Origin of the sequence: Streptomyces sp. NRRL F-5126, assembly GCF_000721265.1 — a bacterium.
Taxonomy (GTDB): Bacteria; Actinomycetota; Actinomycetes; order Streptomycetales; family Streptomycetaceae; genus Streptomyces.
The window spans coordinates 623,158-649,723 of the sequence record NZ_JOFZ01000006.1; the positions used below are offsets into that span (position 1 = coordinate 623,158).

At 70.6% G+C, this 26,566-nt stretch carries 21 protein-coding genes and 1 pseudogene; 4 read left to right on the plus strand and 18 right to left on the minus strand.

What is annotated here, in order from left to right; all coding sequences use genetic code 11:
- Positions 1-18: 18 nt before the first annotated feature.
- Positions 19-1,029, minus strand: a complete 1,011-nt coding sequence (locus IH48_RS0115825) for a polyprenyl synthetase family protein (RefSeq protein ID WP_030904028.1) — start codon at positions 1,027-1,029, stop codon at positions 19-21.
- 391 nt (positions 1,030-1,420) lie between these two features.
- Here IH48_RS0115825 and IH48_RS0115830 point away from each other — a divergent pair, with 391 nt between their 5' ends.
- Positions 1,421-1,981, plus strand: coding sequence for a DUF664 domain-containing protein (locus tag IH48_RS0115830; RefSeq protein WP_030904030.1), 561 nt, complete (start codon positions 1,421-1,423; stop codon positions 1,979-1,981).
- Positions 1,982-2,090: 109 nt separating this feature from the next.
- Here the strand turns inward: IH48_RS0115830 and lspA are convergent.
- Together lspA and IH48_RS0115840 are read right to left on the minus strand one after the other, a co-directional pair.
- Positions 2,091-2,597: pseudogene (gene lspA / locus IH48_RS0115835) on the minus strand (signal peptidase II); the annotation flags it as partial.
- 147 nt (positions 2,598-2,744) lie between these two features.
- Complete coding sequence (locus IH48_RS0115840; protein ID WP_107059304.1) at positions 2,745-5,570, minus strand: choice-of-anchor D domain-containing protein; 2,826 nt, start codon at positions 5,568-5,570, stop codon at positions 2,745-2,747.
- Positions 5,571-5,982: 412 nt separating this feature from the next.
- Here IH48_RS0115840 and fahA point away from each other — a divergent pair, with 412 nt between their 5' ends.
- Both fahA and IH48_RS0115850 read left to right on the plus strand, forming a co-directional pair.
- The gene (gene fahA / locus IH48_RS0115845; protein WP_030904035.1) at positions 5,983-7,206 is read left to right on the plus strand and encodes a fumarylacetoacetase; all 1,224 of its coding nucleotides are present in this window, start codon (positions 5,983-5,985) and stop codon (positions 7,204-7,206) included.
- Positions 7,207-7,324: 118 nt separating this feature from the next.
- Positions 7,325-7,942: a Uma2 family endonuclease gene (locus tag IH48_RS0115850; protein WP_030904037.1), complete on the plus strand. Its 618-nt coding sequence runs from the start codon at positions 7,325-7,327 to the stop codon at positions 7,940-7,942.
- A gap of 5 nt (positions 7,943-7,947) precedes the next feature.
- Here IH48_RS0115850 and IH48_RS0115855 read toward each other — a convergent pair whose 3' ends face one another.
- Positions 7,948-8,889, minus strand: a complete 942-nt coding sequence (locus IH48_RS0115855) for an alpha/beta fold hydrolase (RefSeq protein ID WP_030904039.1) — start codon at positions 8,887-8,889, stop codon at positions 7,948-7,950.
- A gap of 95 nt (positions 8,890-8,984) precedes the next feature.
- On the opposite strand from IH48_RS0115855, the gene IH48_RS0115860 reads away from it, so the two are divergent.
- Positions 8,985-9,581, plus strand: a complete 597-nt coding sequence (locus tag IH48_RS0115860) for a TetR/AcrR family transcriptional regulator (RefSeq protein WP_030904041.1) — start codon at positions 8,985-8,987, stop codon at positions 9,579-9,581.
- A gap of 64 nt (positions 9,582-9,645) precedes the next feature.
- On the opposite strand, the gene nuoN is transcribed toward IH48_RS0115860, so the two are convergent.
- The 14 genes from nuoN to IH48_RS0115930 are packed head-to-tail and all read right to left on the minus strand — an operon-like array spanning position 9,646 to position 25,902.
- A complete protein-coding gene (gene nuoN / locus IH48_RS0115865; RefSeq protein WP_030904043.1) occupies positions 9,646-11,301 on the minus strand; it encodes an NADH-quinone oxidoreductase subunit NuoN in 1,656 nt (551 codons plus the stop codon).
- Complete coding sequence (locus tag IH48_RS0115870; RefSeq protein ID WP_030904044.1) at positions 11,298-12,875, minus strand: NADH-quinone oxidoreductase subunit M; 1,578 nt, start codon at positions 12,873-12,875, stop codon at positions 11,298-11,300. The genes nuoN and IH48_RS0115870 overlap by 4 nt, the downstream gene beginning before the upstream one ends.
- Positions 12,876-12,880: 5 nt before the next feature.
- A complete protein-coding gene (gene nuoL, locus IH48_RS0115875) occupies positions 12,881-14,827 on the minus strand; it encodes an NADH-quinone oxidoreductase subunit L (protein ID WP_030904046.1) in 1,947 nt (648 codons plus the stop codon).
- Between the two features lie 14 nt (positions 14,828-14,841).
- Positions 14,842-15,141, minus strand: a complete 300-nt coding sequence (gene nuoK / locus IH48_RS0115880) for an NADH-quinone oxidoreductase subunit NuoK (protein ID WP_030904048.1) — start codon at positions 15,139-15,141, stop codon at positions 14,842-14,844.
- Positions 15,138-16,055 carry an NADH-quinone oxidoreductase subunit J gene (locus tag IH48_RS0115885; protein ID WP_051839829.1) on the minus strand — a complete coding sequence of 306 codons (918 nt, stop codon included), beginning with the start codon at positions 16,053-16,055 and terminating at the stop codon, positions 15,138-15,140. The genes nuoK and IH48_RS0115885 overlap by 4 nt, the downstream gene beginning before the upstream one ends.
- Entirely contained in the window at positions 16,052-16,672 is a 621-nt protein-coding gene (gene nuoI, locus IH48_RS0115890) for an NADH-quinone oxidoreductase subunit NuoI (RefSeq protein WP_030904052.1), read from the minus strand. Before nuoI ends, IH48_RS0115885 begins: the two co-directional genes overlap by 4 nt.
- A 49-nt stretch (positions 16,673-16,721) precedes the next feature.
- Positions 16,722-18,095, minus strand: a complete 1,374-nt coding sequence (nuoH, locus tag IH48_RS0115895; RefSeq protein WP_030904054.1) for an NADH-quinone oxidoreductase subunit NuoH — start codon at positions 18,093-18,095, stop codon at positions 16,722-16,724.
- The gene (locus tag IH48_RS0115900) at positions 18,092-20,563 is read right to left on the minus strand and encodes an NADH-quinone oxidoreductase subunit G (protein ID WP_030904056.1); all 2,472 of its coding nucleotides are present in this window, start codon (positions 20,561-20,563) and stop codon (positions 18,092-18,094) included. The genes nuoH and IH48_RS0115900 overlap by 4 nt, the downstream gene beginning before the upstream one ends.
- On the minus strand, positions 20,560-21,957 hold the full coding sequence (gene nuoF, locus IH48_RS0115905; RefSeq protein ID WP_037841958.1) for an NADH-quinone oxidoreductase subunit NuoF: 1,398 nt from the start codon (positions 21,955-21,957) through the stop codon (positions 20,560-20,562). Before nuoF ends, IH48_RS0115900 begins: the two co-directional genes overlap by 4 nt.
- Positions 21,957-22,829, minus strand: a complete 873-nt coding sequence (gene nuoE, locus IH48_RS0115910) for an NADH-quinone oxidoreductase subunit NuoE (RefSeq protein WP_030904060.1) — start codon at positions 22,827-22,829, stop codon at positions 21,957-21,959. The genes nuoF and nuoE overlap by 1 nt, the downstream gene beginning before the upstream one ends.
- Before the next feature lie 32 nt (positions 22,830-22,861).
- Positions 22,862-24,184 carry an NADH-quinone oxidoreductase subunit D gene (locus IH48_RS0115915; protein ID WP_030904062.1) on the minus strand — a complete coding sequence of 441 codons (1,323 nt, stop codon included), beginning with the start codon at positions 24,182-24,184 and terminating at the stop codon, positions 22,862-22,864.
- Positions 24,184-24,966, minus strand: a complete 783-nt coding sequence (locus tag IH48_RS0115920) for an NADH-quinone oxidoreductase subunit C (protein WP_030904064.1) — start codon at positions 24,964-24,966, stop codon at positions 24,184-24,186. Before IH48_RS0115920 ends, IH48_RS0115915 begins: the two co-directional genes overlap by 1 nt.
- Positions 24,963-25,517 carry a NuoB/complex I 20 kDa subunit family protein gene (locus IH48_RS0115925; RefSeq protein ID WP_030904066.1) on the minus strand — a complete coding sequence of 185 codons (555 nt, stop codon included), beginning with the start codon at positions 25,515-25,517 and terminating at the stop codon, positions 24,963-24,965. The genes IH48_RS0115920 and IH48_RS0115925 overlap by 4 nt, the downstream gene beginning before the upstream one ends.
- Before the next feature lie 25 nt (positions 25,518-25,542).
- Complete coding sequence (locus tag IH48_RS0115930) at positions 25,543-25,902, minus strand: NADH-quinone oxidoreductase subunit A (RefSeq protein WP_030904068.1); 360 nt, start codon at positions 25,900-25,902, stop codon at positions 25,543-25,545.
- Positions 25,903-26,566: the final 664 nt, after the last annotated feature.

A 26,566-nucleotide genomic window follows, 5' to 3' on the forward strand; every position in this document is an offset into this window, starting at 1 on the left:
GGCGCCGGCGCCGGCGCGTCAGCCCGCGCGGTGCACCACGGCGTCGCACAGCTCCGCCAGCGCCGACTTCGCCCAGCATTCGGGCAGCGGCACGAGCGTCTCCCTGGCCTCCTTGGCGTACCGCACGGCCTCCGCCATGGCCGCTTCGAGCGCCGGGTGGGCGCGCAGCCGCCGCAGCGCCTCCGCGTGGCGCGCGTCGTCGGAGAGGTCGGAGGCCAGCAGCCGCGCCAGCTCCACGTCGTCGGGGTCGCCCAGCTTCTCCGCACGGGCGCGCAGCAGCAGCACCGGCAGCGTGGGGATGCCCTCGCGCAGGTCGGTGCCGGGGGTCTTGCCCGACTCGTGCGACTCGCTTGCGATGTCGAGCACGTCGTCGGCGAGCTGGAAGGCGACTCCGAGACGCTCGCCGAACTGGGTCAGGACGTCCACGATCCGCTCGTCCGCGCCCGACATCAGCGCGCCGAACCGGCCGGACACGGCGACCAGCGAGCCCGCCTTGCCCGACAGCACGTCGAGGTAGTGCGCCACCGGGTCGCGGCCGTCGCGCGGGCCCGCGGTCTCCAGGATCTGGCCCGTGACGAGGCGCTCGAACGCCTCCGCCTGGATCCGCACGGCCTCGGGGCCCAGCTCGGCGAGGATCTGGGAGGCGCGGGAGAAGAGGAAGTCGCCGGTGAGGACCGCGACGGAGTTGTCCCACCGGGCATTGGCGCTGTCCACGCCCCGGCGCACCTCGGCCTCGTCCATCACGTCGTCGTGGTACAGCGTCGCGAGGTGCGTCAGCTCCACGACCACGGCGGACGGGACGACACCCGGCGCGTACGGGTCGCCGAACTGTGCGGCCAGCATGACGAGCAGCGGCCTGAACCGCTTGCCCCCGGCGCGCACCAGGTGCTGCGCGGCCTCGTTGATGAAGGGGACCTCGCTCTTGGTGGCATCGAGCAGTCCCGCCTCGACAGCCGCCAATCCGGTCTGGACATCGGCTTCAAGGGCCTGGTCCCGCATGCTCAGCCCGAACGGCCCGACGACGGTCACGAGGGGTACTCCTGTCTGCTGACGATCACACGGATTGTCGATGTGTCGCTGCCTTCACTCAAGTCAGCGTATCCGGTCGTGTTTCGATCACCGTGGGCGCCTTCCCGGCGCCGCCGGCAAGTTCGTGATCGGTCGTACGAGCGGGAGAAGCTATTTTGTCCGACACGGTGACCGGCACGGAAGACCACGGAGAGCGACCTCCGCCGGAGGACGACCGTCCCCTTTCGGCCAACCTGACGAACCCCCGGGGCTGCCGGCCATCCTTGTCCTCTTATTGCGTTGTCGCGTCGACAGCCTCGACAGCGTCGCACACGGCGGCCCCGGGACAGCGGCGAACCGCGCCGGGTAAACCCGTGGCGGACCCGTGCCGCCGGGGGCCACCATGCGGCACATGAGCGACCAACCCGCGCGATGGACACAGGCGACCGTCTACCCCGACATGTGGACCGACCCGGCCGATGACCCCCGCGAGAACCAGGGCAGCAGCCCGGACGGCGAGCTCGCGACATTGGAGGACTATCTGACGAGCTACCGCCTGACCCTGCGGATGAAGTGCGAGGGCCTGGACGCGGAGCAGCTGGCGCGCAGGTCGGTGCCGCCGTCCACGATGTCGCTGCTCGGCCTGGTCAGGCACCTCGCCGAGGTGGAGCGCGACTGGCGCAACTGGATCAGCGACAGCGACGCCCTGCCCAAGCTGTACGGGCGGCGCGACGCGGACTTCGAGGAGGCGGCGGCCGACCCGGCCGTGGTCGACGCCGCGTACCGCGACCTGGAGCGCGAGCAGGCGGCGACCGACGCCGCGCTTGCCGCCCACCGGGACCTGGGCGAGCGCCTGGGGAAGGAGGGCATCGCCGTGCGGGAGCTGCTGGTGCACAGGATCGAGGAGTACGCACGCCACTGCGGCCACGCCGACCTGCTGCGCGAGTGCGTGGACGGCCGGGTGGGCCAGTGAGGTGCGCGCCTGCGGCGCAGGCACCGCGCTAGGCCCCTTTTGCCTCGCCCGCGCCGCCTGCCTCGCCGGCCCCGCCCGCGCCGCCGGCCCCGCCTGCCCCAGGCACGCCGTCGCGGCGTGTCGTGCCGTCCGGCGTCGTGCCGAGGAACGAGATCAGGACGATCAGGGCACCGCCGCAGCAGATCGCCGAGTCGGCCAGGTTGAACACCGCGAAGTCGCGCACGGCGATGAAGTCGACGACCGCGCCGCGGAAGAAGCCGGGCGCGCGCAGCAGGCGGTCCGTCAGGTTGCCGCATGCTCCGCCGAGCAGCAGGCCGAGGCCGATCGCCCACGGCAGGCTGTAGAGCTTGTGCGCGATGCGGAAGATCACGACGATCACGACCGCGGCGATCACCGTGAACACGGCCGTCATCGCCTGGCCCGTGCTGAAGGCCGCGCCGGCGTTGCGGATGACGCGGAAGGTCAGCCAGTCGCCGATCACGGAGACCTGCGACCGGTTCTCCAGGTGCGCGACCACCAGCACCTTGGTGACGAGGTCGAGCAGGTAGGCGAAGAGCCCCACGCAGAGCAGCACGCCGACGCGACGCCTGCGCGACGCGGGCGCGGCGGTCGACTCCGGGAGGTTCTGGCTGCTGATGTCGGGCTCCGCACTGGGCTCGGGTGTGTGTTTGGGGGTCGGGTGCGATGCCGAGCGTACTGGACACCCGTGTGGTGCCGCCGCGTCCCCGCGCGCGGCGGCACCACGGCCGGGGCCGGGCCGGCGTCAGCTGCTCGGGAAGACCTCGAAGTCCGAGAGCTGGCCCGCGTTCCACCCCGTGTTGGCGGTGATGTCGACCCGCACGTACCGGGCCGTGGTCCCCGGAAGCGTGATGGTGACCGTGTTCTGGTTGGCGTTCGGGTCGAAGGTGTACGCCTTGGACGGCACGACCGTCGTGAAGTTCGAGCCGTCCGTGGACGTCCGTACCGAGAGGGTCTCGTCACGGGTGTTCCAGGCCGTGGCCGGCGGGAGCTTCAGCGTGATCCTGCCGACCTTGTATCCGGTGCCGAGGTCGACCTGCGCCCACTGCGGGAAGGAGCCGTTCTGGCTCTCCCAGTAGGAGGACGCGTCCGAGTCGGTGATGTTCGAGGCGACGTAGGGGTTGTTGCTCGAACTCGCCGAGGCGGGCCGGCCCGCGGCCAGGTTGGTCGTGGCGCCGATGCCGCTGCCGCTGAGGGCGACGGTCACCGGGCCGTTGTTGGCGTCGCTGTCGATGGTCAGCGTGCCTTTGCGCGACCCGGCGGCCGTCGGCTTGAAGGTGACGTGCACCGTGCAGGACCCGCCCGCGGGGACGGACGAGCAGTTGCTGGTCTGGCTGTAGTCGCCGGTGGCCGTGACGCCGGAGACGGTGGCCGCCGACGTGCCCGTGTTGCTCACCTTCACCGTCTGCGCGGCGGCGGACTGGCCGACGACCGTGGAGGCGAACGACAGGCCCCCGGGTGCGGCGGCCAGTACGGGTCCCGGCGCCGTCCCTGTGCCGTCGAGCGCGACGGTGTCGGTGGCGCCGCCCGCCTTGACCGTCAGGGTGCCGGTGCGCGCGCCGGACGCGGTCGGTTCGAACGTGACGGACACCGCGCACGAGCCCTTGGCGGGGATCGACGAGCCGCACGTGTTCGTCTGCACGAAGTCGCCCGAGGCGGCGACGGACGTGACGGCCGCGGCCGATCCTGTCGGGTTGGCGACCGTCACGGTCTGGGCGTCGCTCGCGGCGCCGGTCGCGACGGAGCCGAAGTGCAGCGCGCTCGGCGTGGCGGTGACGCTCTCGGCCGGGTAGCCGGGGAAGTGCGGGGTCGGCCAGGGCCCGCAGTACGGCGTACCGCTGATGCCGGAGTTGCCGCCGCCGTCGGTGACGGAGAAGTTGCCGCCCTCGCAGCTGTAGACGGGGGACGATGCGCCGACGCCGGTCGCCGTGACGTTGCTGAACTTCGCGGCGCCTCCGGTCTGCTCCTGGAGGGCGAAGGTGCCGGTGCCCGCGATGGTGACGTTGTCGAGGTTGACGCCGCTGACGGTGCCCTCGACCCACTGGACGGCCTCGTAGGGGCTCTGCTCGATCAGTGCGTTGGTCACGTTGACCGGCCCGTTGATGGCGCCCTGGCTCCCGTCGAACCACAGCGCTCCGACGCCGAACTGCCAGTTCGGGTCGAGGCTGCCGTCACGGATCAGGGTGTTGTCCTTGATGTCGGTCCTGCCGACGGGGGTGGACGTGAACCGCTGGCCCACCTGGATGCCGCCGCCCTGGGTGAGTCCGGTGTCCTTGACGAGGTTGCCGCTGACGGTGTTGTCGTGGCCGCCGTAGATGGCGATGCCGTTGGCGAGTATCTGCGTCTGGACGGTGTTGTTGGAGATCGTGTCGTTCGCGTCGGCGCCGAGCGAGGAGTCGGCCCAGGTGGCGATGCCGTCGTCGCCGGTGTTGCGGATGTCGCTGTCGGTGACGGTCGAGTTGGTCACGCCGCCGTGGAAGTTGATCCCGTCGGCCGTGGTGTCGCGGATGCGCAGGCCGCTGAGGGTCAGCTTGTCCATCGGCCCGTCGAGCCAGGCGCCGACCTTGTCGTGCTCGATCCACAGATCGGAGACCGACGAGTCGCTCATGGCGCCGCCGATGCCGTTGACCTGGGCGCTGTCGTTGCGCTCCTGCACGTCGCCGAAGATGGCGAAGTTCTTCAGGTGGACGTTCGTGCTGGGCGAGGGGGCCGAGTTGCCGTAGAAGCCGGGCGCGGCGCCCGTCACGGTCGAGTACCACATGCCCGCGCCGGTGACGGTCACGTTGTTGACGGCGATGTGGCCGGGGATCTTGTACGTGCCCGGCGGTATCCACACGGTGCCGCCGGAACCGGCCGCGCGGATGGCCGCGTTGAAGGCAGCGGTGGAGTCCTGGGCACCGCTCGCGTCGGCGCCCTGGCTGGTCACGGAGACCGACCCCGCGGGCTGCGGAAGTGCGGCGCCGACCTGCTCGAAGTCGGCGAAGTCGATCGTGTAGGAGGAGGCGGTGTCGCCCGGGTCGACCTGGAGCTTGAAGGTCGTGCCCGCCTGGTACGTCTTCGGGAGCAGGCGGTGGACCTCGTCGTAGAAGTGGTGGGGGTTGCTGCCGGGGCTGTTGGTGAAGGGGTAGCTGCCGTAGTACCAGCTGTAGGCGTTGGTGAGGTCGAAGTCGCTCTGCTTGACGCCGTCCACGTAGAGCGAGAGCGGTGCGTGGTAGACGGAGCCGCCCGACGTGTCCGGGATGCTGTAGCGGAAGTCGATCGAGTCGGTCGCGACGGGCGTGGTGAAGGTGACGTACTTGCCTGAGCCCTGGAGCGTCACCGCCTTGCGGTACGAGGCCTCGTCGGCGAGTTGGCCCTGTGCGTAGCTCGGGCCGATGACGGTGCCGTTGGTGGCCGAGTTCTCGGCCTGCACCTCGGCGTAGGGGAGGTTGGCGCCGTTGCCGCCGGTGGCGGCCGCGGGCGCGGCGGACGCGGCGGGCGCCGTCAGCGCGACGAGGCCGCCGACCGCCAGCAGCGAACTGCTCGCGGTGACGAACACCGCTCTGCGCAGCGCGCGTAGGGAGGGGATCACGTGGGCTTGCTCCTTTCGACGCGGTGCCGCGCCTGCGCGTGCGGCACCGCGGTCAGAGGGGGGATGCGAGGAGGAGCTGAGCTGTACTGAGCAAGGGGACCGTAATCCCGTCGACATCGCTATGCAATATGTCGACGTAAAATTGTCAAACTTATACTTCTCACCGCAACAAGCAGAGTGATAGGGCATCAGGACGAGACGCACGCCAAGAGGGCGCCTGTCACGGCAGACCGCCACGGGCGGATGATCAAGGCACCACCCGATCAGGGCCCGTAGATCGCCGTCCGCTGGGTACGAACCACGAGGTGGCACCGGCAGCGCCCACGAGGACCGCCGGCCCGCCCACGACAGCGGCCGGCCACCCACGCCGCCCGACGACGAGCCATGACGACACCGGAAGCGAGGCGCAGCGATGCCCGAGGCAAGCAACGGCGCGGACGACCTCTTCGGACCGCACAACCTGCCCTACGGCGTGTTCTCCACCGCGGACGAGCCGGGCAGGCGCCGCCTCGGCGTCCGCATCCACGACGCCGTACTCGACGCGGGCGCCGCGGCCCACGCACTCGGCTCGCCGTACGAGGCACTGCTCGCCGCGGACTCCCTCGGCCCGCTGATGGCGGCGGGCCGCACGGCCTGGCGGGACGTCAGGCGTGCCCTGACGGCCTGGCTGAGCGTGCCGGCCCGCGACGACGAGCTGCGGCCGTTCCTGCACCCGCTGGACGCCGTGACGCTCCACCTGCCGTACGAGGTCGCCGACTACGTCGACTTCTACTCCAGCGAGCACCACGCGCAGAACGCCGGCTCCATCTTCCGCCCGGGCGGCGTGGCGCTCACGCCGAACTGGAAGCACCTGCCGGTCGGCTACCACGGCCGCGCGGGCACCGTGGTGGTGTCGGGGACCGATGTCGTGCGCCCGATGGGGCAGCGCAAAAACCCGACAGATCCGCAGCCGGTGTTCGGTCCGAGCACGAAGCTGGACATCGAGGCCGAGGTGGGCTTCGTCGTCGGCGCCCCGTCCCGCCACTCCGAGCCCGTCCCGCTCGGCGCCTTCCGCGACCACGTCTTCGGCGTGTGCCTGCTCAACGACTGGTCGGCGCGCGACATCCAGGCCTGGGAGGGGCAGCCGCTCGGCCCGTTCCTCGCCAAGTCGTTCACGACGTCCGTGTCGGCGTGGGTGACTCCGCTGGAGGCGCTCGACGCCGCCCGCGTCGCGCCCCCGTCCAGGTCGGAGCCGCTGCTGCCCTACCTGGACGACGCGGGCGACGAGGAGCCCGGCGGCCTGGACCTGCGGATGTCGGTGAGCATCAACGGCGATGAGGTCTCCCGCCCGCCGTACGCCACGATGTACTGGACGGCCGCGCAGCAGCTGGCCCACATGACGGTGGGCGGCGCGTCGCTGCGCACGGGCGACCTGTACGGCTCGGGCACGGTCAGCGGCCCGGCGCGCGACGAGCGCGGCTCGCTGCTCGAACTGACCTGGGACGGCGAGGACCCGCTCATCCTGGCCACGGGCAAGCGCACATACCTGGAGGACGGCGACGAGGTCACCCTCACGGCCTGGGCCCCTGGCCCGGACGGCACGAAGGTCGGCCTCGGCGAGGTGACCGGCCGCGTCACGCCGTCGTCCGGCCTCTGACGGGCGCAGGCCGCCACGTCAACGCGGCGGCCTGCCGCCATCCGTACGAGCGAGCGTGATCATGTTTCCGATGGTTACGCTGAGTGTGTCCGCGAGACTCGCCCCCATGGGAGCAGCAATGAGTGTCGAGCACGAACCGGTGCCCATGCACGGGGCCCCGCTGCATGACTGGAACATGCCGCCCGTGGACGGCTGGACCGCCGACGACCTGGACCGGCTTCCCAACCTGCCTCCGCACACGGAGCTGATCGACGGGAGCCTCGTCTTCGTGAGTCCGCAAAGCCTCTTTCACAGTCGAACCGTCGATTTCTTCAACTGGCAACTGCAGTCCGTGGCCCCCGCGGATCTGGAGGTCGTGCGCGAATTCACCATCGACATCGACCGCCAGAACCGGCCTGAGCCAGATGTCATCGTGGTGCACGGCGACGTCGTCGAGGACGCGGCTCAGACGCGGTTCCCCGCCGAGGCAGTTGTTCTCGCGATCGAAGTGGTCTCACCCGAGTCCCTCTCCCGCGACCGCGAGACCAAGCCGGTGAAGTACGCCCGTGCCGCCATCCAGCACTACTGGCGCGTGGAGAACCACGATGGACGGGCCGTGGTGTACGCCTTCGAACGCGAGCCCGCCACCGGCGTCTACACCAGCACCGGAATCTTCCACGACCGGCTGAAGGTATCCGCGCCCTTCCCCGTCGACCTCGACCTGGCCGAGATCACCCCGCGCAGGCGCGCCCGCTGACGCCCTCAGTCTCCGGTCCGCTCGATGAACGCGTGCAGCGCGGCGGCGAGCGCCGCGGGCTGTTCGTCCGGGATGAAGTGCCCGGACCCCGCGATGACGGTGCCCGTCGTGTTGTCAGCCCACGGGCTGAGGGAGGCGGCCATGTCGGGGATCGAGCCGTGGGAGCCGGAGATGCCGAGGACCGGGACGGTCAGGTGCCGGCGGGCGAGTGCCTCATGGTTCCCGCGCGCGGATTCGCGCGCGTCGCGGTAGTAGGCGAGCGACGCCCGCAGGCCGCCCTCCGCCGCGACCGCGGCGGCGTAGTGGTCGATCTCCGCACTGCCGAACGTGTCCGAGCCGAGCGCCTTGGCCCCCAGGAACCAGCCCACGTACTCCCGCTCGCGGCCGGCGAGCAGCGTCTCGGGCAGCTCCGGCACCAGGTGGAAGGCGAAGTGCCAGGTCTTCCAGGCCCTGTCAGGATCCGCCGGGATGGCGTCCGGGAGGCTGACGCCGGGGATGCCGGCGTCGAGCAGGGCGACGCCGTGCAGCCGCTCCTCGTACGCCAGCGCCAGCGAGAACGCGACCCAGGCGCCGATGTCGTGCGCGGCGAGCCAGTACTTCTCCACACCGAGCGCGGCCACCGCCGCCTGGACGCGCGCGGCGACCGTGTGCGTGTCGTAGCCGTCTTCGGGACGCTCGGAGTGCCCCTGGCCCGGCAGGTCGACGGCGATGACGCGGAACCTTTCCGCGAGGTGCGGCATCACCGCGCGCCACGCCCACCAGGTCTGCGGGAACCCGGCGAGCAGGACCACGGCGGGGCCCGCCGCCCGGCCGCCTTCCACGGCGTGGAGCCGGATGCCTTGCGCGTCGACCCAGCGGTGGGTGAAGCCCGCCAGGTCGTGCAGCGGCAGCCCGGGAACCGGGTTCTGGCGGGAAGAGTGGTTCGCGGTGGTCGCGGTGTCGGTCATGCGTGCAGCCTACGCATCTTGAACTGGTTGGTTCAAGATAGGATGACCAGGGTCACAACGGAGCGGCCGAGGCGTGAGGACGAGGTGCGTGGGAGATGGCCGGTAAGAAGCAGTTCGACGTGGACCACGCGCTCGACGCGGCGATGGTCCAGTTCTGGCGGGCCGGATACGCCGACACGTCCCTCGACGACCTGTCCAGGGCGACCGGCCTGAACCGCAGCTCCATCTACTCCTCGCTCGGCGACAAGGACGCGCTCTACCTGCGCTGCCTCGACCGCTACGCCGCGCGGTACGGGGACCGCTACGACCAGGCACTCGCTCGCGCGGCCGAAGACCCGCTGCGGGCGGTACGCGCGTTCTTCGACGTCACGCTCGCGCGCATCGCCGACCCGGACCTGCCGGACGGCTGCCTGATCGCCCAGACCGCGATGGCCATCCCGGTACTGAGTCCCGCCATCGCCGCGCGCGCGGGCGAGGCCCTGGGCTTCCAGCGCGCGCGGCTGCGCGGCGCCCTGCTCACCGCCGAACTGGCCGAGAGCGACGCCGACGACTTCGCCGTCCACCTCGCGGCGGTCAACCAGTCGCTGGCCGTGATGAGCAGGGCGGGCGCGAGCGGGCCCGAGCTCCGCACGGTCGCCGACGTCAGTGTCAACGCACTCTCGCAAGCCTTGGGCCCGCCCCGTGCCGGGTAAGCGCGCCCCCTGAACGCACCGCGGCCCGGCTCCCCCGTACGGAAGGAGCCGGGCCGCGAACCCGTCAGCGCGCGAACGTGCCCGCCTGGCCCGCGAGGTCCAGGAAGTACTGCGGCGCGATGCCGAAGACCAGCACCACCGCCACGCCCACGCCGATCGTGACCATCGTCAGCGGGGACGGCACCGCCACCGTCGGCCCGTCAGGGCGCGGCTCGCTGAAGAACATCAGCACGATGACGCGGATGTAGAAGAACGCCGCGATCGCCGACGAGACCACACCGATGATCACGAGCGGCACCGCGCCGCCCGCCGCCGCGGCCTTGAACACCGCGAACTTCCCCGCGAAGCCCGACGTCAGCGGGATGCCGGCGAACGCCAGCAGGAAGACCGCGAACACGGCCGCCACCAGCGGTGAACGGCGCCCGAGCCCCGCCCACTTGGACAGGTGCGTCGCCTCGCCGCCCGCGTCGCGCACGAGCGTGACGACGGCGAACGCGCCGACCGTCACGAAGGAGTACGCCGCGAGGTAGAAGAGGACGGACGAGATGCCGTCCGGCGACGCGGCGATCACACCGGCCAGGATGAACCCCGCGTGCGCGATGGACGAGTAGGCGAGCAGCCGCTTGATGTCGGTCTGCGTGATGGCGACGATCGCGCCGCCGATCATCGTGATGATCGCGACGCCCCACATCACCGGCCGCCAGTCCCATGTCAGACCCGGCAGCACCACGTAGAGCAGCCGCAGCAGCGCGCCGAACGCGGCGACCTTCGTGGCCGCCGCCATGAACCCGGTGACGGGCGTCGGCGCGCCCTCGTAGACGTCCGGCGTCCACATGTGGAACGGCACCGCGCCGACCTTGAACAGCAGGCCCATGACCACCAGTGCCCCGCCGATCAGCAGCAGCGCGTCATTGCCCATCGTGCCCGCCAGCGCCGGGTCGACGTTGCGCACCGTGCCGTCGACGACCGCGGCGATGCGCGCGTACGTGACCGAGCCCGAGTACCCGTACAGCAGGGCGACCCCGAACAGCAGGAACGCCGACGAGAAGGCTCCCAGCAGGAAGTACTTGACCGCCGCCTCCTGCGAGATGAGGCGCTTGCGGCGGGCCAGTGCGCACAGCAGGTACAGCGGCAGCGACAGCACCTCAAGGGCGACGAACAGCGTCAGCAGGTCGTTCGCCGCGGGGAACACCAGCATGCCCGCCACCGCGAACAGCGCCAGCGGGAACACCTCCGTCGTGGTGAAACCGGCCCGGACGGCCGACTTCTCCGCGTCGCTGCCCGGCACCGCCGCGCCCTGCGCGGCGAACGAGTCGACCCGGTGGCTGCCGGCCGCCGGGTCGAGGCGCCGCTCGGCGAACGTGAAGATCGCGACGACCGCGGTCAGCAGGATGGTGCCCTGCAGGAACAGCGCGGGACCGTCGACCGCGACCGCGCCCTCCGCCGCGATGTGCGCCTTCGACGCGCTGCCGTACCCGTCGGCCGCGAGCGCCACCACCGCGGCGAACGCGGCGGCGAGGCCGAGCACGGCGAGGATGACCTGCGCGTGGTAGCGCGCCCTGCGCGGCACGAACGCCTCGAACAGGACGCCCAGCATCGCGGCGCCCGCCACGATCAGCACCGGGGAGATCTGGCCGTACTCGATGTGGGGCGACGGGATCGTGCCGATCGAATCGGCAGCCGTCGTCGTCCACAGGCTGTGGACAGCCGGCGCGCTCATCGGGACGCCTCCAACTGGGGGTGGGGATCGGTTCGGTCGACCTGCGACATGGTCTGGTGCACCGCCGGGTTGACGATGTCGGTCAGCGGCTTGGGGTACACGCCGAGGAAGATCAGCAGCGCGATCAGCGGCGCCACCACGACCACCTCACGCACCTTCAGGTCCGACATGCCCTGCACCGTCGCCTTCACGGGTCCGGTCATCGTGCGCTGGTACAGGACGAGCACGTACAGCGCGGCCAGCACGATGCCGATCGTCGCGATGATCCCGATCACCGGGTACCTGCTGAACGTGCCGACGAGGACGAGGAACTCGCTCACGAACGGCGAGAGCCCCGGCAGCGACAGCGTCGCCAGCCCGCTGATCAGGAAGGTGCCGGCCAGCACGGGGGCGACCTTCTGCACCCCGCCGAAGTCGGAGATGAGCCGCGAGCCGCGCCGCGAGATCAGGAACCCTGCCAGCAGCATCAGAGCCGCCGTCGAGAGCCCGTGGTTGACCATGTAGAGCGTCGCGCCCGACTGGCCCTGGCTCGTCATCGCGAAGATGCCCATGATGATGAACCCGAAGTGGGAGACCGACGCGTAGGCGATCAGCCGCTTGATGTCCCGCTGCCCCACCGCGACCAGCGCGCCGTAGATGATGCTGATCAGCGCGAGCACCAGGATCACCGGGGTGGCCCACTTGGACGCCTCCGGGAAGAGCTGCAGGCAGTAGCGCAGCATCGCGAACGTGCCGACCTTGTCGACCACGGCCGTCAGCAGCACGGCGACCGGCGCCGTCGACTCGCCCATCGCGTTGGGCAGCCAGGTGTGCACCGGCCACAGCGGCGCCTTCACCGCGAAGGCGAAGAAGAAGCCGAGGAACAGCCAGCGGCCCGTGGACGTCGACATCGACAGGTCACCGGCCGCCCGCATGTGCGCGATGTCCGTGAGCGAGAACGTGCCCGCCACGACGTACACGCCGATCACCGCGGCCAGCATGATCAGCCCGCCGACGAGGTTGTAGAGGAGGAACTTCACCGCCGCGTACGAGCGCTGGGTGGCCGCGGCCTCGTCCCCGCCCGCGTGCGCGCGGTCGCCGAAGCCGCCGATGAGGAAGTACATCGGGATCAGCATGGCCTCGAACAGCAGGTAGAACAGGAAGATGTCGGTGGCCTCGAAGGACAGGAGCACCATCGCCTCGACGGACAGGATCAGCGCGAAGAAGCCCTGCGTCGGCCGCCAGCGCCGGTTCGGCCGCGGCCCCTCGAGAGGGTCGGCGTCGTGCCAGCCCGCGAGGATCACGAACGGGATCAGCAGAGCGGTCAGCGCGAGCAGCGCCACCCCGATCCCGTCGACGCCCAGGTCGTACGAGACGCCGAAGTCCTTGATCCACGCGTGCGACTCGGCCAGCTGGAACTGGCCGCCGCCCGGGTCGAACCGCACGACGACGATCGCCACCATCACGAGCGTGGCGAGCGAGAAGAGCAGCGCCGTCCACTTGGCGGCGGTGCGCCGCGCGGCGGGCACGGCCGCCGTGACGATCGCGCCGGCCGCCGGCAGGGCGAACGTGACGGTCAGGTAAGGGAACGACATCGCACTCACACCGCCCTCATCAGCAGGGTCGCGGCGACGATCACTGCCGTACCTCCGAACATCGAGAGCGCGTAGGAGCGCGCGTAGCCGTTCTGGAGCTTGCGCAGCCTCCCGGAGAGCCCGCCGAACGAGGCGGCCGTGCCGTTGACCACGCCGTCCACCACCGTGTGGTCGACGTAGACCAGCGAGCGGGTCAGGTGCTCGCCGCCGCGTACCAGGACGACGTGGTTGAAGTCGTCCTGGAGCAGGTCCCTGCGGGCGGCCCTGGTCAGCAGCGAGCCGCGCGGCGCCCTCGCGGGGACCGGCCGCCTGCCGTACTGGAGGTACGCGATGCCCGCGCCCACGACCAGCAGCACCAGCGTGGCCGCCGTGACGACGCCCGCGCTGACCGGGGAGTTGCCCTCGCTGTGCCCGGTGACGGGCTCCAGCCAGCGCAGGAAGCGGTCGCCGACGCCGAAGAACGCGCCCGCGCCGACCGAGCCGACCGCGAGGACGATCATCGGGATCGTCATGACCCACGGCGCCTCGTGCGGGTGCGGCTCCTCGTGGCGTCCGCGCTCCTCGGCGGCGGGCTCCACGTCCGGCGCGTCGGGCGAGGCCGTCGCGGTATCGCGCCACCGCTCCTCGCCGAAGAACGTCATCAGCATCATGCGTGTCATGTAGTACGCGGTGATCGCCGCGCCGAGCAGCGTGACGGCGCCGAGGATCCAGCCCTCCGTGCCGCCCTTGGCGAAGGCGGCCTCGACGATCTTGTCCTTGGAGAAGAAGCCGGACAGGCCGGGGAAGCCGATGATCGCGAGGTAGCCGAGGCCGAACGTGACGAACGTGACCGGCATGTACTTGCGCAGGCCGCCGTACTTGCGCATGTCGACCTCGTCGTTCATGCCGTGCATCACGGAACCCGCGCCGAGGAAGAGTCCGGCCTTGAAGAAGCCGTGCGTCACCAGGTGCATGATCGCGAAGACGTAGCCGATCGGGCCGAGGCCGGCCGCGAGGATCATGTAGCCGATCTGCGACATCGTGGAGCCCGCGAGGGACTTCTTGATGTCGTCCTTCGCACAACCGACGATCGCACCGAACAGGAGCGTGACCCCGCCGACGACGACCACCGCGAGCTGCGCGGTGGGCGCGCCGTTGAACAGGTCGGCGGAGCGGGTGATCAGGTAGACGCCTGCCGTCACCATCGTCGCCGCGTGGATCAGCGCCGAGACGGGCGTCGGGCCCTCCATCGCGTCGCCCAGCCAGGACTGGAGCGGCACCTGGGCGGACTTGCCGCACGCGGCGAGCAGCAGCATCAGGCTGATCGCCGTGAGCTTGCCCTCCGTGGCGCCGTGCGCCGCGCCGAAGACGCCCCCGAAGGAGAACGTGCCGAACGTGGTGAACATCAGCATGATCGCGATCGACAGGCCCATGTCGCCGACGCGGTTGACGAGAAAGGCCTTCTTGGCGGCCGTGGCCGCGCTCGGCTTGTGCTGCCAGAAGCCGATCAGCAGGTAGGAGGCGAGGCCCACACCCTCCCAGCCCATGTACAGCAGCAGGTAGTTGCTGGCGAGTACGAGCAGCAGCATCGCCGCGACGAAGAGGTTGAGGTAGCCGAAGAAGCGGCGGCGCCGCTCGTCGTGGGCCATGTAGCCGATGGAGTAGATGTGGATGAGCGTGCCGACGCCGCTGATCAGCAGCACGAACGTCATCGAGAGCTGGTCCAGCTGGAAGCCGACGTCCGCCTTGAACCCTGCCACCGGCACCCAGGCGAACAGGTGCTGCGTCAGCGTACGGTCGCCGGCGCCCTTGCCCAGCATGTCCGCGAAGAGCACGGCTCCGATGACGAACGACACGCCGGAGAGCACCGTGCCGAGCAGGGGCCCGACCCGGTCGAGGGCGCGCCCCCCGCACAGCAGGACCGCGGCCCCGAGCAGTGGCGCCGCGATCAGCAGCGCAATGAGATTGTCCACGATTTCCCGACCCCTCAGAGCTTCATCAGGCTGGCGTCGTCGACCGAGGCCGAGTGGCGGGCGCGGAACATCGACACGATGATGGCGAGGCCGACGACGACCTCGGCGGCGGCGACGACCATCGTGAAGAACGCGATGATCTGGCCGTCGAGATTGCCGTGCAGCCGGGAGAACGCGACGAACGCGAGGTTGCACGCGTTGAGCATCAACTCGACGCACATGAACACCACGATCGCGTTGCGCCGGATCAGCACGCCCGCCGCGCCGATCGTGAACAGCAGCGACGCCAGATAGAGGTAGTAGACCGGGTTCATCGGGTGACCCCCTCCTCTTTCCCGCGCTCCTCGCGCGCGTCTTCGTCGGCCCGGCGCTCCTTGCCCGTGCCCTCGCCGCGCTCACGGCCGAGTCGCGACTCGGAGCGCTGCTCCAGCGCCTTGAGGTCCGCGATGGCCTCCTGCGAGACGTCCCTGATCTGGCCGCGGCCCTTGAGGGTCTTGTTGACCGTGAGGTCCGACGGAGTGCCGTCGGGCAGCAGACCCGCGATGTCGACCGCGTTGTGGCGCGCGTACACGCCGGGCGCGGGCAGCGGCGGCAGCTGCTTGCCCTCCCTGACCCGCTCCTCGGACTGCTCACGCTGCGACTTGGCGCGCTCCGTGCGCTCCCGGTGCGTGAGCACCATCGCGCCGACGGCCGCCGTGATCAGCAGCGCGCCCGTGAGCTCGAAGGCGAACACGTACTTGGTGAAGATCAGCGCGGCCAGGCCCTGCGGGTTGCCCGCCGCGTTGGCCCGGCCGAGGCCGTTCCACGACCGCAGCGAGGCATTGGCGATGCCGGCGATCAGCAGGATGCCGAAGCCGACACCGCACAGCACGGCCAGCCAGCGCTGGCCGGCGATGGTCTCCTTGAGCGAGTCCGCCGCGGTGACGCCGACGAGCATCACCACGAAGAGGAACAGCATCATGATCGCGCCCGTGTAGACGATGATCTGCACGATCCCCAGGAAGTACGCGCCGTTGGCAAGGTAGAACACCGCGAGGATGATCATCGTGCCGGCGAGGCAGAGGGCGCTGTGCACGGCCTTGCGCATCAGCACCGTACCCAGCGCACCGATCAACGCGACGACGCCGAGGATCCAGAACTGCACGGCCTCGCCCGTGGACGTGTGGTACGCCGTCGACGCGGCGAGCGCGGCCGCCGAGTCGAGGCCGCCGGAGTGCAGCGGGCTCATCCGCCCATCACCTTCCTCGACGCCGGCTCGTCCTCGCCGAAGTCGGACGCGCCCTCCTGCGGGCGGTCCTGCTTCGTGAGGGCGACCTGCTGGACCGTGCCGGGCGCGGCCTCCGTCACCCTGCCGCGGTAGTAGTCCTGCTCGTCCATCCCCGGGTGGATGGCGTGCGGCGAGTCGACCATGCCCTCCTCAAGGCCGGCCAGCAGCTGGTCCTTGGTGTAGATCAGATCCTGCCGGGTGCTGTCGGCGAGCTCGAACTCGTTGGTCATCGTCAGCGCACGGGTGGGGCACGCCTCGATGCACAGGCCGCACAGGATGCAGCGCGCGTAGTTGATCTGGTAGACGCGGCCGTAGCGCTCCCCCGGCGAGTACCTCTCCTCGTCGGTGTTGTCCGCTCCCTCCACGTAGATCGCGTCGGCCGGGCAGGCCCAGGCGCACAGCTCGCAGCCGACGCACTTCTCCAGGCCGTCCGGGTGGCGGTTGAGCTGGTGGCGGCCGTGGAAGCGCGGCGCCGTCACCTTCTGCTGCTCGGGGTACTGCTCGGTGAGCCGCCGCTTGAACATGGCGGCGAAGGTGACGCCGAACCCGGCCACGGGGTTCTTCGGCAGCGGGGGCACGCCCCCGTCCCGCGCCCCGCCCTGGCCGCCCTCCTCGGGTGAGTTGCTGTCAGACACCGCTCTCCTCCTTTCCGTCACTCTCAGTATTGACTCCACCACTGACAATGAGCTCACGCTCGCGGCGCGGCCGCCTGCGCGGCACGGGCGGCAGCGTCTGCCCGGGCAGCGGAGGCACCGGGAACCCGCCCGCCGTCGGGTCGAACCCCGGTGGCGCGCCCGCCCGTTCAGCCTCCGCCACCGCACTGTCGCCGTCGCCCTTGCCGCGGAACATGTCGACCACGAAGGTGATCAGCAGGACGGCGATCACGATGCCCGCCACCCACAGCAGGGTCCGCGAGAAGTCGTAGTTCTGGTTCTGCAGCGCCCGCACGGTCGCGACGAGCATCAGCCAGACCACGGAGACCGGGATGAGCACCTTCCAGCCGAGCTTCATCAGCTGGTCGTAGCGCACGCGGGGCAGCGTGCCGCGCAGCCAGATGAAGCCGAACAGCAGCAACTGGACCTTGATGACGAACCAGAGGATGGGCCACCAGCCGTGGTTGGCGCCCTCCCAGAACGTCGAGATGGGCCAGGGCGCGCGCCAGCCGCCGAGGAAGAGGGTCGTCGACACCGCCGAGACCGTCACCATGTTCACGTACTCGGCGAGCATGAACATCGCGAACTTGATGGACGAGTACTCGGTGTTGAAGCCGCCGACGAGGTCGCCCTCGGACTCCGGCATGTCGAACGGCGCCCGGTTGGTCTCCCCCACCATCGTGACGATGTAGATGATGAACGAGACCGGCAGCAGGATGATGTACCAGCGGTCCTGCTGCGACTCGACGATCGACGACGTCGACATCGACCCGGAGTAGAGGAAGACCGAGGCGAACGCGGCGCCCATCGCGATCTCGTACGAGATCATCTGCGCGCACGAACGCAACCCGCCGAGCAGCGGGTACGTCGATCCCGAGGACCAGCCCGCGAGGACGATGCCGTAGATGCCGACCGAAGCGCAGGCCAGGATGTACAGCATCGCGATCGGCAGGTCGGTGAGCTGCATCGTCGTGCGCGTGCCGAAGATCGAGATCTCGTTGCCCGCGGGTCCGAACGGGATCACCGCGATCGCCATGAAGGCCGGCACGGCGCCGACGATCGGCGCAAGCACGTAGACGAACTTGTCGGCCCGCTTGACGACGACGTCCTCCTTCAGCATCAGCTTGATGCCGTCGGCGAGCGACTGCAGCATGCCCCAGGGGCCGTGCCGGTTCGGGCCGATGCGCCGCTGCATCCACGCGACGACCTTGCGCTCCCAGACGATGGCGAACAGGACCGTCACCATGAGGAACGCGAAGCAGAAGATCGCCTTGATGATGACGAGCCACCAGGGGTCGCGCCCGAACAGGGACATCTCCTCGGCCGCGAGCATCATGGTCGGGTTCATCGCGTGGCCTCCGCGGTGTCGGTCGCCCTGGCGACGCGTACGGGCATGCCCGGGGCCGCGCCCGTCGTCCCCGGTGAGCTGTTCAACGGGATCCAGACCACACGGTCCGGCATGGGCGTGACCCGGAGCGGCAGCGTCACCCCGCCCGCGGGGCCCGTCACCGTGACCGCGTCGCCGTCCGCCAGCGACAGCTCGTCGGCGGTGGCGGGCGACAGGCGGGCGAGCGCCGCGTGGCGCGTGCCGGCGAGCGCCTCGTCGCCCTCCTGCAGCAGGCCGAGGTCGAGCAGCAGCCGGTGGCCGGCGAGCACGGCCTCGCCCTCGCCGGGCCTCGGCAGCGGCGCCGACGGCTCGAAGGGCGGCGTCGCGCGCGGACCCGTCCACGCGCCGAGCGCGTCGATCTCCCGCCGTACCGCCGCGATGTCGGGCAGCCCGAACGCGACGTCCATCTCGTCCGCCAGCATGTGCAGCACGCGCGCGTCCGTGGGCGCGAGGCGCGTCGTCATCTGCTCCGGCTTGAGTGCCGCCTCGAACAGCCGCGGCCTGCCCTCCCAGTTGAGGAACGTGCCCGGCTTCTCCGCGACGGCGGCGACCGGGAAGACCACGTCGGCCCGCTCCGTCACCTCGCTCGGCCGCAGCTCGAACGAGACGAGGAAGCCCACCTTGCCGAGCGCCTCGCGGGCCGCCGCGGGATCCGGCAGGTCGCCGACCTCCACGCCCGCCACCACCAGCGCGCCCAGCTCACCGGCCGCGGCGGCGCGCAGCATCTGTCCCGTGTCGCGCCCGTAGCGGTGCGGCAGTTCGGCCACGCGCCAGGCGGCCGCCGTCTCCTCGCGCGCCCGCGGGTCCGTCGCCGGACGGCCGCCGGGCAGCAGCGACGGCAGCGCGCCCGCCTCGACGGCGCCGCGCTCACCGGCGCGCCGCGGGATCCACACCAGGTGCGCGCCGGTCGCCGCCGCCGCCCGGTTCGCCGCCGTGAGGGCGCCGGGGACCGAGGCGAGCCGCTCGCCGACCGCGATGACCGCGCCGTCCTCGTGCAGCGCCGCTGCCGCCGCCGCGCCGTCGCCCTCGACGCCCGCGGACGACGCGAGCGCGTCGAGCCACTCCGTCTCGGTGCCGGGCGCCGCCGGCAGCAGCGTGCCGCCCGCCTTCTCGAGGCCGCGCGTCGCGAACGGGGCGACCGCGTACGTCCGCTGCCCGTGCCCCCGCCACGCCTTGCGCAGCCGCAGGAAGACGCCCGGCGCCTCCTCCTCGGCTTCGAGTCCGACCAGCACAACGGCCGGCGCCGCCTCAAGTGACCTGTACGTGGCGGACGCGTCGCGTCCCGCCACGTGCCAGGCCAGGAAGTCCGCCTCCTCCGCGCTGTGCGCACGCGCCCGGAAGTCGATGTCGTTCGTGTCGAGGGCGACCCGCGCGAACTTCGCGTACGCGTACGCGTCCTCGACCGTCAGCCGCCCGCCCGTCAGCACGCCGGCCCTGCCGCGTGCCGCGCGCAGCCCTTCGGCCGCCACGCCCAGCGCCTCCGGCCAGCTCGCCGCTTCGAGCTCACCCGACTCGCCCCGCACCAGCGGCGTGGTGATCCGGTCCTTGGCCTGCGCGTAGCGGAACGCGAAGCGGCCCTTGTCGCACAGCCACTCCTCGTTGACCTCCGGGTCGTTGCCCGCGAGGCGCCGCATCACCTTGCCGCGCCGGTGGTCCGTGCGCGTCGCGCAGCCGCCCGCGCAGTGCTCGCACACGCCGGGCGACGACACCAGGTCGAAGGGGCGCGAGCGGAACCGGTACGCCGCCGACGTCAGCGCGCCGACCGGGCAGATCTGGATCGTGTTGCCGGAGAAGTACGACTCGAACGGGTCGCCCTCGCCGGTGCCGACCTGCTGGAGCGCGCCGCGCTCGACCATGTCGATCATCGGGTCGCCGGCGATCTGCTCGGAGAAGCGCGTGCACCGCGCGCACAGCACGCACCGCTCGCGGTCGAGCAGCACCTGCGACGAGATCGGCACCGGCTTGATGAACGTGCGCTTGCTGCCGTCGAACCGGGTGTCGGGCTCGCCGACCTGCATGGCCTGGTTCTGCAGCGGGCACTCGCCGCCCTTGTCGCAGATCGGACAGTCCAGCGGGTGGTTGATCAGCAGCAGCTCCATCACGCCGCGCTGCGCCTTCTCGGCCACGGGGGACGTCAACTGCGACTTGACGACCATGCCTTCCGTGCAGGTGATCGTGCAGGACGCCATCGGCTTGCGCTGACCCTCGACCTCCACGATGCACTGCCGGCAGGCGCCCGCAGGGTCGAGCAGCGGATGGTCGCAGAACCGCGGGATCTCGATGCCGAGCATCTCGGCCGCCCTGATCACGAGCGTCCCCTTGGGGACGGAGATCGGGATGCCGTCGATGGTCAGCGACACCAGGTCCTCGGGCGGTACGGCCGCCTCGCCCGACCCGCCGGAGGAGGGAGCACCGGTCGTCACTGTCATGCGTTCACCTCCAGGTTTGCGGACGTTCCTGCCGCCCCGTCGGCCCAGGCCGTCGACCGCGCCGGGTCGAAGGGGCAGCCCTTGCCGGTGATGTGCTGCGCGTACTCGTCGCGGAAGTACTTCAGGGACGAGAAGATCGGTGCCGCCGCGCCGTCGCCCAGCGCGCAGAACGCCTTGCCGTTGATGTTGTCGGCGATGTCCTGGAGCTTGTCGAGGTCGGCCATCTCGCCCTTGCCGTCCTCGATGTCGCGCATCAGCTGGACCAGCCAGTACGTGCCCTCGCGGCACGGCGTGCACTTGCCGCACGACTCGTGCGCGTAGAACTCCGTCCAGCGCGTGACGGCCCGCACGACGCACGTCGTCTCGTCGAAGCACTGCAGCGCCTTCGTGCCGAGCATCGATCCGGCGGCGCCGACGCCCTCGTAGTCGAGGGGCACGTCGAGGTGCTCGTCGGTCAGCAGCGGCGTGGACGAGCCGCCCGGCGTCCAGAACTTCAGACGGTGCCCGGCGCGGATGCCGCCGCTCACGTCGAGCAGCTGCCGCAGCGTGATGCCGAGCGGCCCCTCGTACTGGCCGGGGTTGGTGACGTGCCCGCTGAGCGAGTAGAGCGTGAACCCGGGCGACTTCTCGCTGCCCATCGACCGGAACCACTCCTTGCCCCGGTGGATGATCGCCGGGACCGACGCGATCGACTCGACGTTGTTGACGACGGTCGGGCACGCGTACAGGCCCGCGACGGCGGGGAACGGCGGCCTGAGCCTCGGCTGGCCGCGACGCCCTTCGAGGGAGTCGAGCAGCGCGGTCTCCTCGCCGCAGATGTACGCGCCCGCGCCGGCGTGCACGATGACGTCCAGGTCGAGGCCGCTGCCGAGGATGTCCTTGCCGAGGTAGCCCGCCGCGTACGCCTCGCGCACCGCCTCGTGCAGCCTGCGCAGCACGGGCACGGTCTCGCCGCGCAGGTAGATGAACGCGTGCGAGGAGCGGATCGCGTAGCAGGCGATGACGATGCCCTCGATCAGCGCGTGCGGGTTGGAGAACAGGAGCGGGATGTCCTTGCAGGTGCCGGGCTCCGACTCGTCGGCGTTGACGACGAGGTAGTGCGGCTTGCCGTCGCCCTGCGGGATGAACTGCCACTTCATGCCGGTCGGGAACCCGGCGCCGCCACGGCCGCGCAGGCCGGAGTCCTTCACGTACCCGATGAGGTCGTCGGGTTCCATCGCGAGGGCCTTCTTCAGGCCCTGGTAGCCGTCGTGGCGCAGGTACGTGTCGAGCGTCCACGAATCGGGCTGGTCCCAGAAGGCGGACAGGACGGGCGCGAGGATGTCCTGCGGATCGGCTCCGTCGCCGTCGCCGCGCTCGTGTTCGTCGCCGCCGCGTTCGGTCGTCATCGTCATCACTCCCCTCCCTCGTCGGCAGGACCGCCGACCGGGCCGGCGTTGTCCCGTGTCCCGGAGGGACCCGATGAGGGAGGGCGGCCGGGCGACGGGTGGGCAGGGTCGGAGGCCGATGTCGGCTGCGGTGCGTCGTGGGAGCTGAGGTGCTGGGAGCCGGGCTGCGGCGCGTCCTCGGGGTGCGCGCCGTCCCTGGGCCGCACGACCCGCTGGGGCGCCTCGCCCTTGGCGATCCTCAGGCCGGTCAGCGAGGCGGGGCCCGCCCCGCCACCGGCCGCGACGGCGCCTTCGCGCGTGTCGGGGAACCCGGCGAGGATCCTCGCCGTCTCCTTGTACGTGCACAGCGGCGCGCCCCGCGTCGGCTCGACGGGACGCCCCTCGCGCAGGTCGTCCACGAGCCGCCTGGCGGACTCGGGCGTCTGGTTGTCGAAGAACTCCCAGTTGACCATCACGACGGGCGCGAAGTCGCAGGCCGCGTTGCACTCGATGTGCTCAAGCGTGACCTTGCCGTCCGGGGTGGTCTCGTCGTTGCCGACACCGAGGTGCGCCTTGAGCTCGTCGAAGATGGCGTCGCCGCCCATCACCGCGCACAGCGTATTGGTGCAGACGCCGACCTGGTACTCGCCGGACGGCTTCCTGCGGTACATGGTGTAGAAGGTCGCGACGGCCGTGACCTCGGCCGTCGTCAGGCCGAGCAACTCCGCGCAGAACGCCATGCCCGTGCGGGTCACGTGGCCCTCCTCCGCCTGCACGAGGTGCAGCAGCGGCAGCAGCGCGGAACGCGACCCCGGGTAGCGCGCGATGACCTCCCTGGCGTCCGCCTCCAGGCGGGAGCGCACCTCGGCCGGATACTCGGGGGCCGGCGGCTGGGGCATCCCCAGCGGGACGGGGCTTGACGGTGTGGTCGTCACCGGTCGACGCCTCCCATCACGGGGTCGATGGACGCGACGGCGACGATGACGTCGGCGACCTGGCCGCCCTCGCACATCGCCGCCATGGCCTGGAGGTTGGTGAAGGACGGGTCGCGGAAGTGGACCCGGTAGGGGCGCGTGCCGCCGTCGGAGACGACGTGCGCGCCGAGTTCGCCCTTCGGCGACTCGACGGCCGCGTACGCCTGGCCCGCGGGGACGCGGAAGCCTTCGGTCACCAGCTTGAAATGGTGGATGAGGGCCTCCATCGACGTGCCCATGATCTTCTTGATGTGGTCGAGCGAGTTGCCGAGGCCGTCGGGGCCGAGCGCGAGCTGCGCGGGCCAGGCGATCTTCTTGTCGGCGACCATCACGGGCCCGGGCTCCAGCCGGTCGAGGCACTGCTCGACGATGTTCAGCGACTGCCTCATCTCTTCCAGGCGGATGAGGAAGCGGCCGTAGGAGTCGCAGCTCTCCGTGGTCGGGACGGTGAAGTCGTACGTCTCGTAGCCGCAGTACGGGTCCGACTTGCGCAGGTCGTGCGGGAGGCCCGCGGCGCGCAGGATCGGCCCCGTGGCGCCGAGCGCCATGCAGCCGGTGAGGTCCAGGTAGCCGACGTCCCGCATGCGGCCCTGGTAGAGGGGGTTGCCGGTGGCGAGCGCGTCGTACTCCGGCAGGTTCTTCCTGAGCGTCTTGATCATCTCGCGCAGGTGGTCGACCGAGCCCGGCGGCAGGTCCTGGGCGAGGCCGCCAGGCCTGATGAACGCGTGGTTCATGCGCAGGCCGGTGATCAGCTCGTACGCGTCCAGGATCAGCTCGCGGTCGCGGAAGCCGTAGATCATGATGGTCGTCGCGCCGAGCTCCATGCCGCCCGTGGCGATCGCCACGAGGTGCGAGGAGAGCCGGTTGAGCTCCATCAGCAGGACGCGGATGACGGTGGCGCGCTCGGGGATCTGGTCCTCGATGCCCAGCAGCTTCTCCACGCCCAGGCAGTACGCCGTCTCGTTGAAGAACGACGTCAGGTAGTCCATGCGCGTGACGAACGTGGTGCCCTGCGTCCAGTTGCGGTACTCGAGATTCTTCTCGATGCCGGTGTGCAGGTAGCCGATCCCGCACCTGGCCTCGGTGACGGTCTCGCCGTCGATCTCCAGGATCAGCCGCAGCACGCCGTGCGTGGACGGGTGCTGCGGACCCATGTTGACGACGATGCGCTCGTCGTCGGAGGCGGCGGCGGACTGCACGACCTCGTCCCAGTCGCCGCCCGTGACCGTGTAGACGGTGCCCTCTGTGGTCTCGCGAGGTGTCGCGTGTGAGGTGGACATCAGGTGTACGACCTCCGCTGGTCCGGAGCCGGGATCTGGGCGCCCTTGTACTCGACGGCGATGCCGCCGAGCGGGTAGTCCTTGCGCTGCGGGAAGCCCTGCCAGTCGTCCGGCATCATGATCCGGGTCAGGGCGGGATGGCCGTCGAAGATCAGGCCGAAGAAGTCGTAGGTCTCGCGCTCGTGCCAGTCGTTGGTCGGATAGACCTCGACGAGTGACGGCACGTGCGGATCCGCGTCGGGCGCGGAGACCTCCACCCGGACCAGCCGCCCGTGGGTCAGCGACCGCAGGTGGTAGACCGCGTGCAACTCGCGGCCCTTGTCGCCCGGATAGTGCACGCCTGAGACGCCCGTGCACAGCTCGAAGCGGAGCGCGGGGTCGTCGCGCAGCGTGCGGGCCACCCGCACGAGGTGCTCGCGCGCCACGTGGAACGTCATCTCGCCACGGTCGACGACGGTCTTCTCGATGGCGTTCTCCGGGAGCAGGTCCTGCTCCTCAAGGGCGCCTTCGAGCTCGTCGGCGATCTCGTCGAACACGCCCTCCTCGCCGGGCCCGGTGCGCGGCCCGCCGTACGGGCGCGACGCGGCACCCGGCAGCGCCACCGTCCTGACGAGGCCGCCGTAGCCGGAGGTGTCGCCGCCGTTCTGCGCGCCGAACATGCCCCTGCGCACGCCGATCACCTCGCCGGCGGCATCGCGCGCCGCGGGCACACCGCCGTCGCCGGCTCCCTCGCCGTCGTCGCCGCCGCCCTCGCCGACGCGCGGCTTGTCCTCGCCCGTCATCGCAGCAGCCCCTTCATCTCGATCGTCGGGAGCGCGTTCAGCGCCGCCTCCTCCGCCTCGCGGGCCGCCTCGCGCGCGTCGACCCCGAGCTTCGAGGTCTGGATCTTGTGGTGGAGCTTGAGGATCGCGTCCATCAGCATCTCGGGGCGCGGCGGGCAGCCGGGCAGGTAGATGTCGACGGGGACGATGTGGTCGACGCCCTGCACGACCGCGTAGTTGTTGAACATGCCGCCCGAGGAGGCGCACACCCCCATGGAGATCACCCACTTGGGGTTCGGCATCTGGTCGTAGACCTGCCGCAGGACGGGCGCCATCTTCTGGCTGACGCGCCCCGCGACGATCATCAGGTCGGCCTGGCGCGGCGATCCGCGGAAGACCTCCATCCCGAACCGTGCGAGGTCGTACCGTCCCGCGCCCGTCGTCATCATCTCGATGGCGCAGCACGCGAGGCCGAAGGTGGCGGGGAAGACGGAGGACTTCCGCACCCAGCCAGCGGCCTGCTCGACGGTCGACAGGAGGAATCCGCTCGGCAGTTTCTCTTCGAGTCCCATTGGTGACCCCAGCCCCTCTGACCCTCTAGTCCCATTCCAGGCCGCCGCGGCGCCAGACGTAGGCGTACGCGACGAAGACGGTGAGCACGAAGAGGAGCATCTCCACGAGCCCGAAGATCCCCAGCGAGTCGAAGGTGACGGCCCAGGGGTAGAGGAAGACGATCTCGATGTCGAAGACGATGAAGAGCATCGCCGTCAGGTAGTACTTGATCGGGAAGCGACCGCCGCCGGCAGGCGTGGGAGTGGGTTCGATACCGCACTCGTACGCTTCAAGTTTCGCCCGGTTGTACCGTTTTGGGCCCACGAGCGTGGCCATGACCACGGAGAAGATCGCAAACCCAGCTCCGAGGGCGCCGAGCACGAGGACGGGCGCGTAGGTGTTCACGCTCCCCAGCTCCTTCCAGTCGTCCTTGACCGTCTGACCGATGGACCGCACCGACCGTGAACGGACCAGTACCGTCGGCGACATATCCCCGGTGAGCCCCGAAGATCGCCACCATGTGAGGCAGTTCACAAGCCCGTTTGACGGGCATCTTATGCCCGGCGGGCTGTGATCTGCGACACGGGGTACCGGACGGCCTTTGTGATCTCCACCACCTGACGATGGATCATGAAGTCGGATGAGTGTTGATCTTCGTACGCGGTGTACTCAAATGATCACCAGTCGTGACAGGTAAGGCCGTTGTCGCTGGTCAGGGAGCGATGTCCATTATCAGGAGATGACCGATCCAGGCAAATTAGCGCTGGAATGACCATGGATGATAAGGAGCTTGGCCACTCGCCCGCCAAAGATCGCCTCGGCCCCTCGAACGAGGGGCCGAGGCGCCCGGCGGTGGACGCAACCGCCGTCGGCGCCGAGGCGTCCTCCTTTATGCACGGGTGCGCGCACGTGAACGCGTACACGTGCACCCGTTCACGAGCGCGCGGGGCGGGACGCGGCGCGTGCGGCGCGACCCGGGTCCGGCGCCGGCATCCGGGCCGGGGTTCGACCGAGGCACCCGCCGGGTATACGGACGGCACAGCGACAGACGGGGTCGGACCGCCTCGCA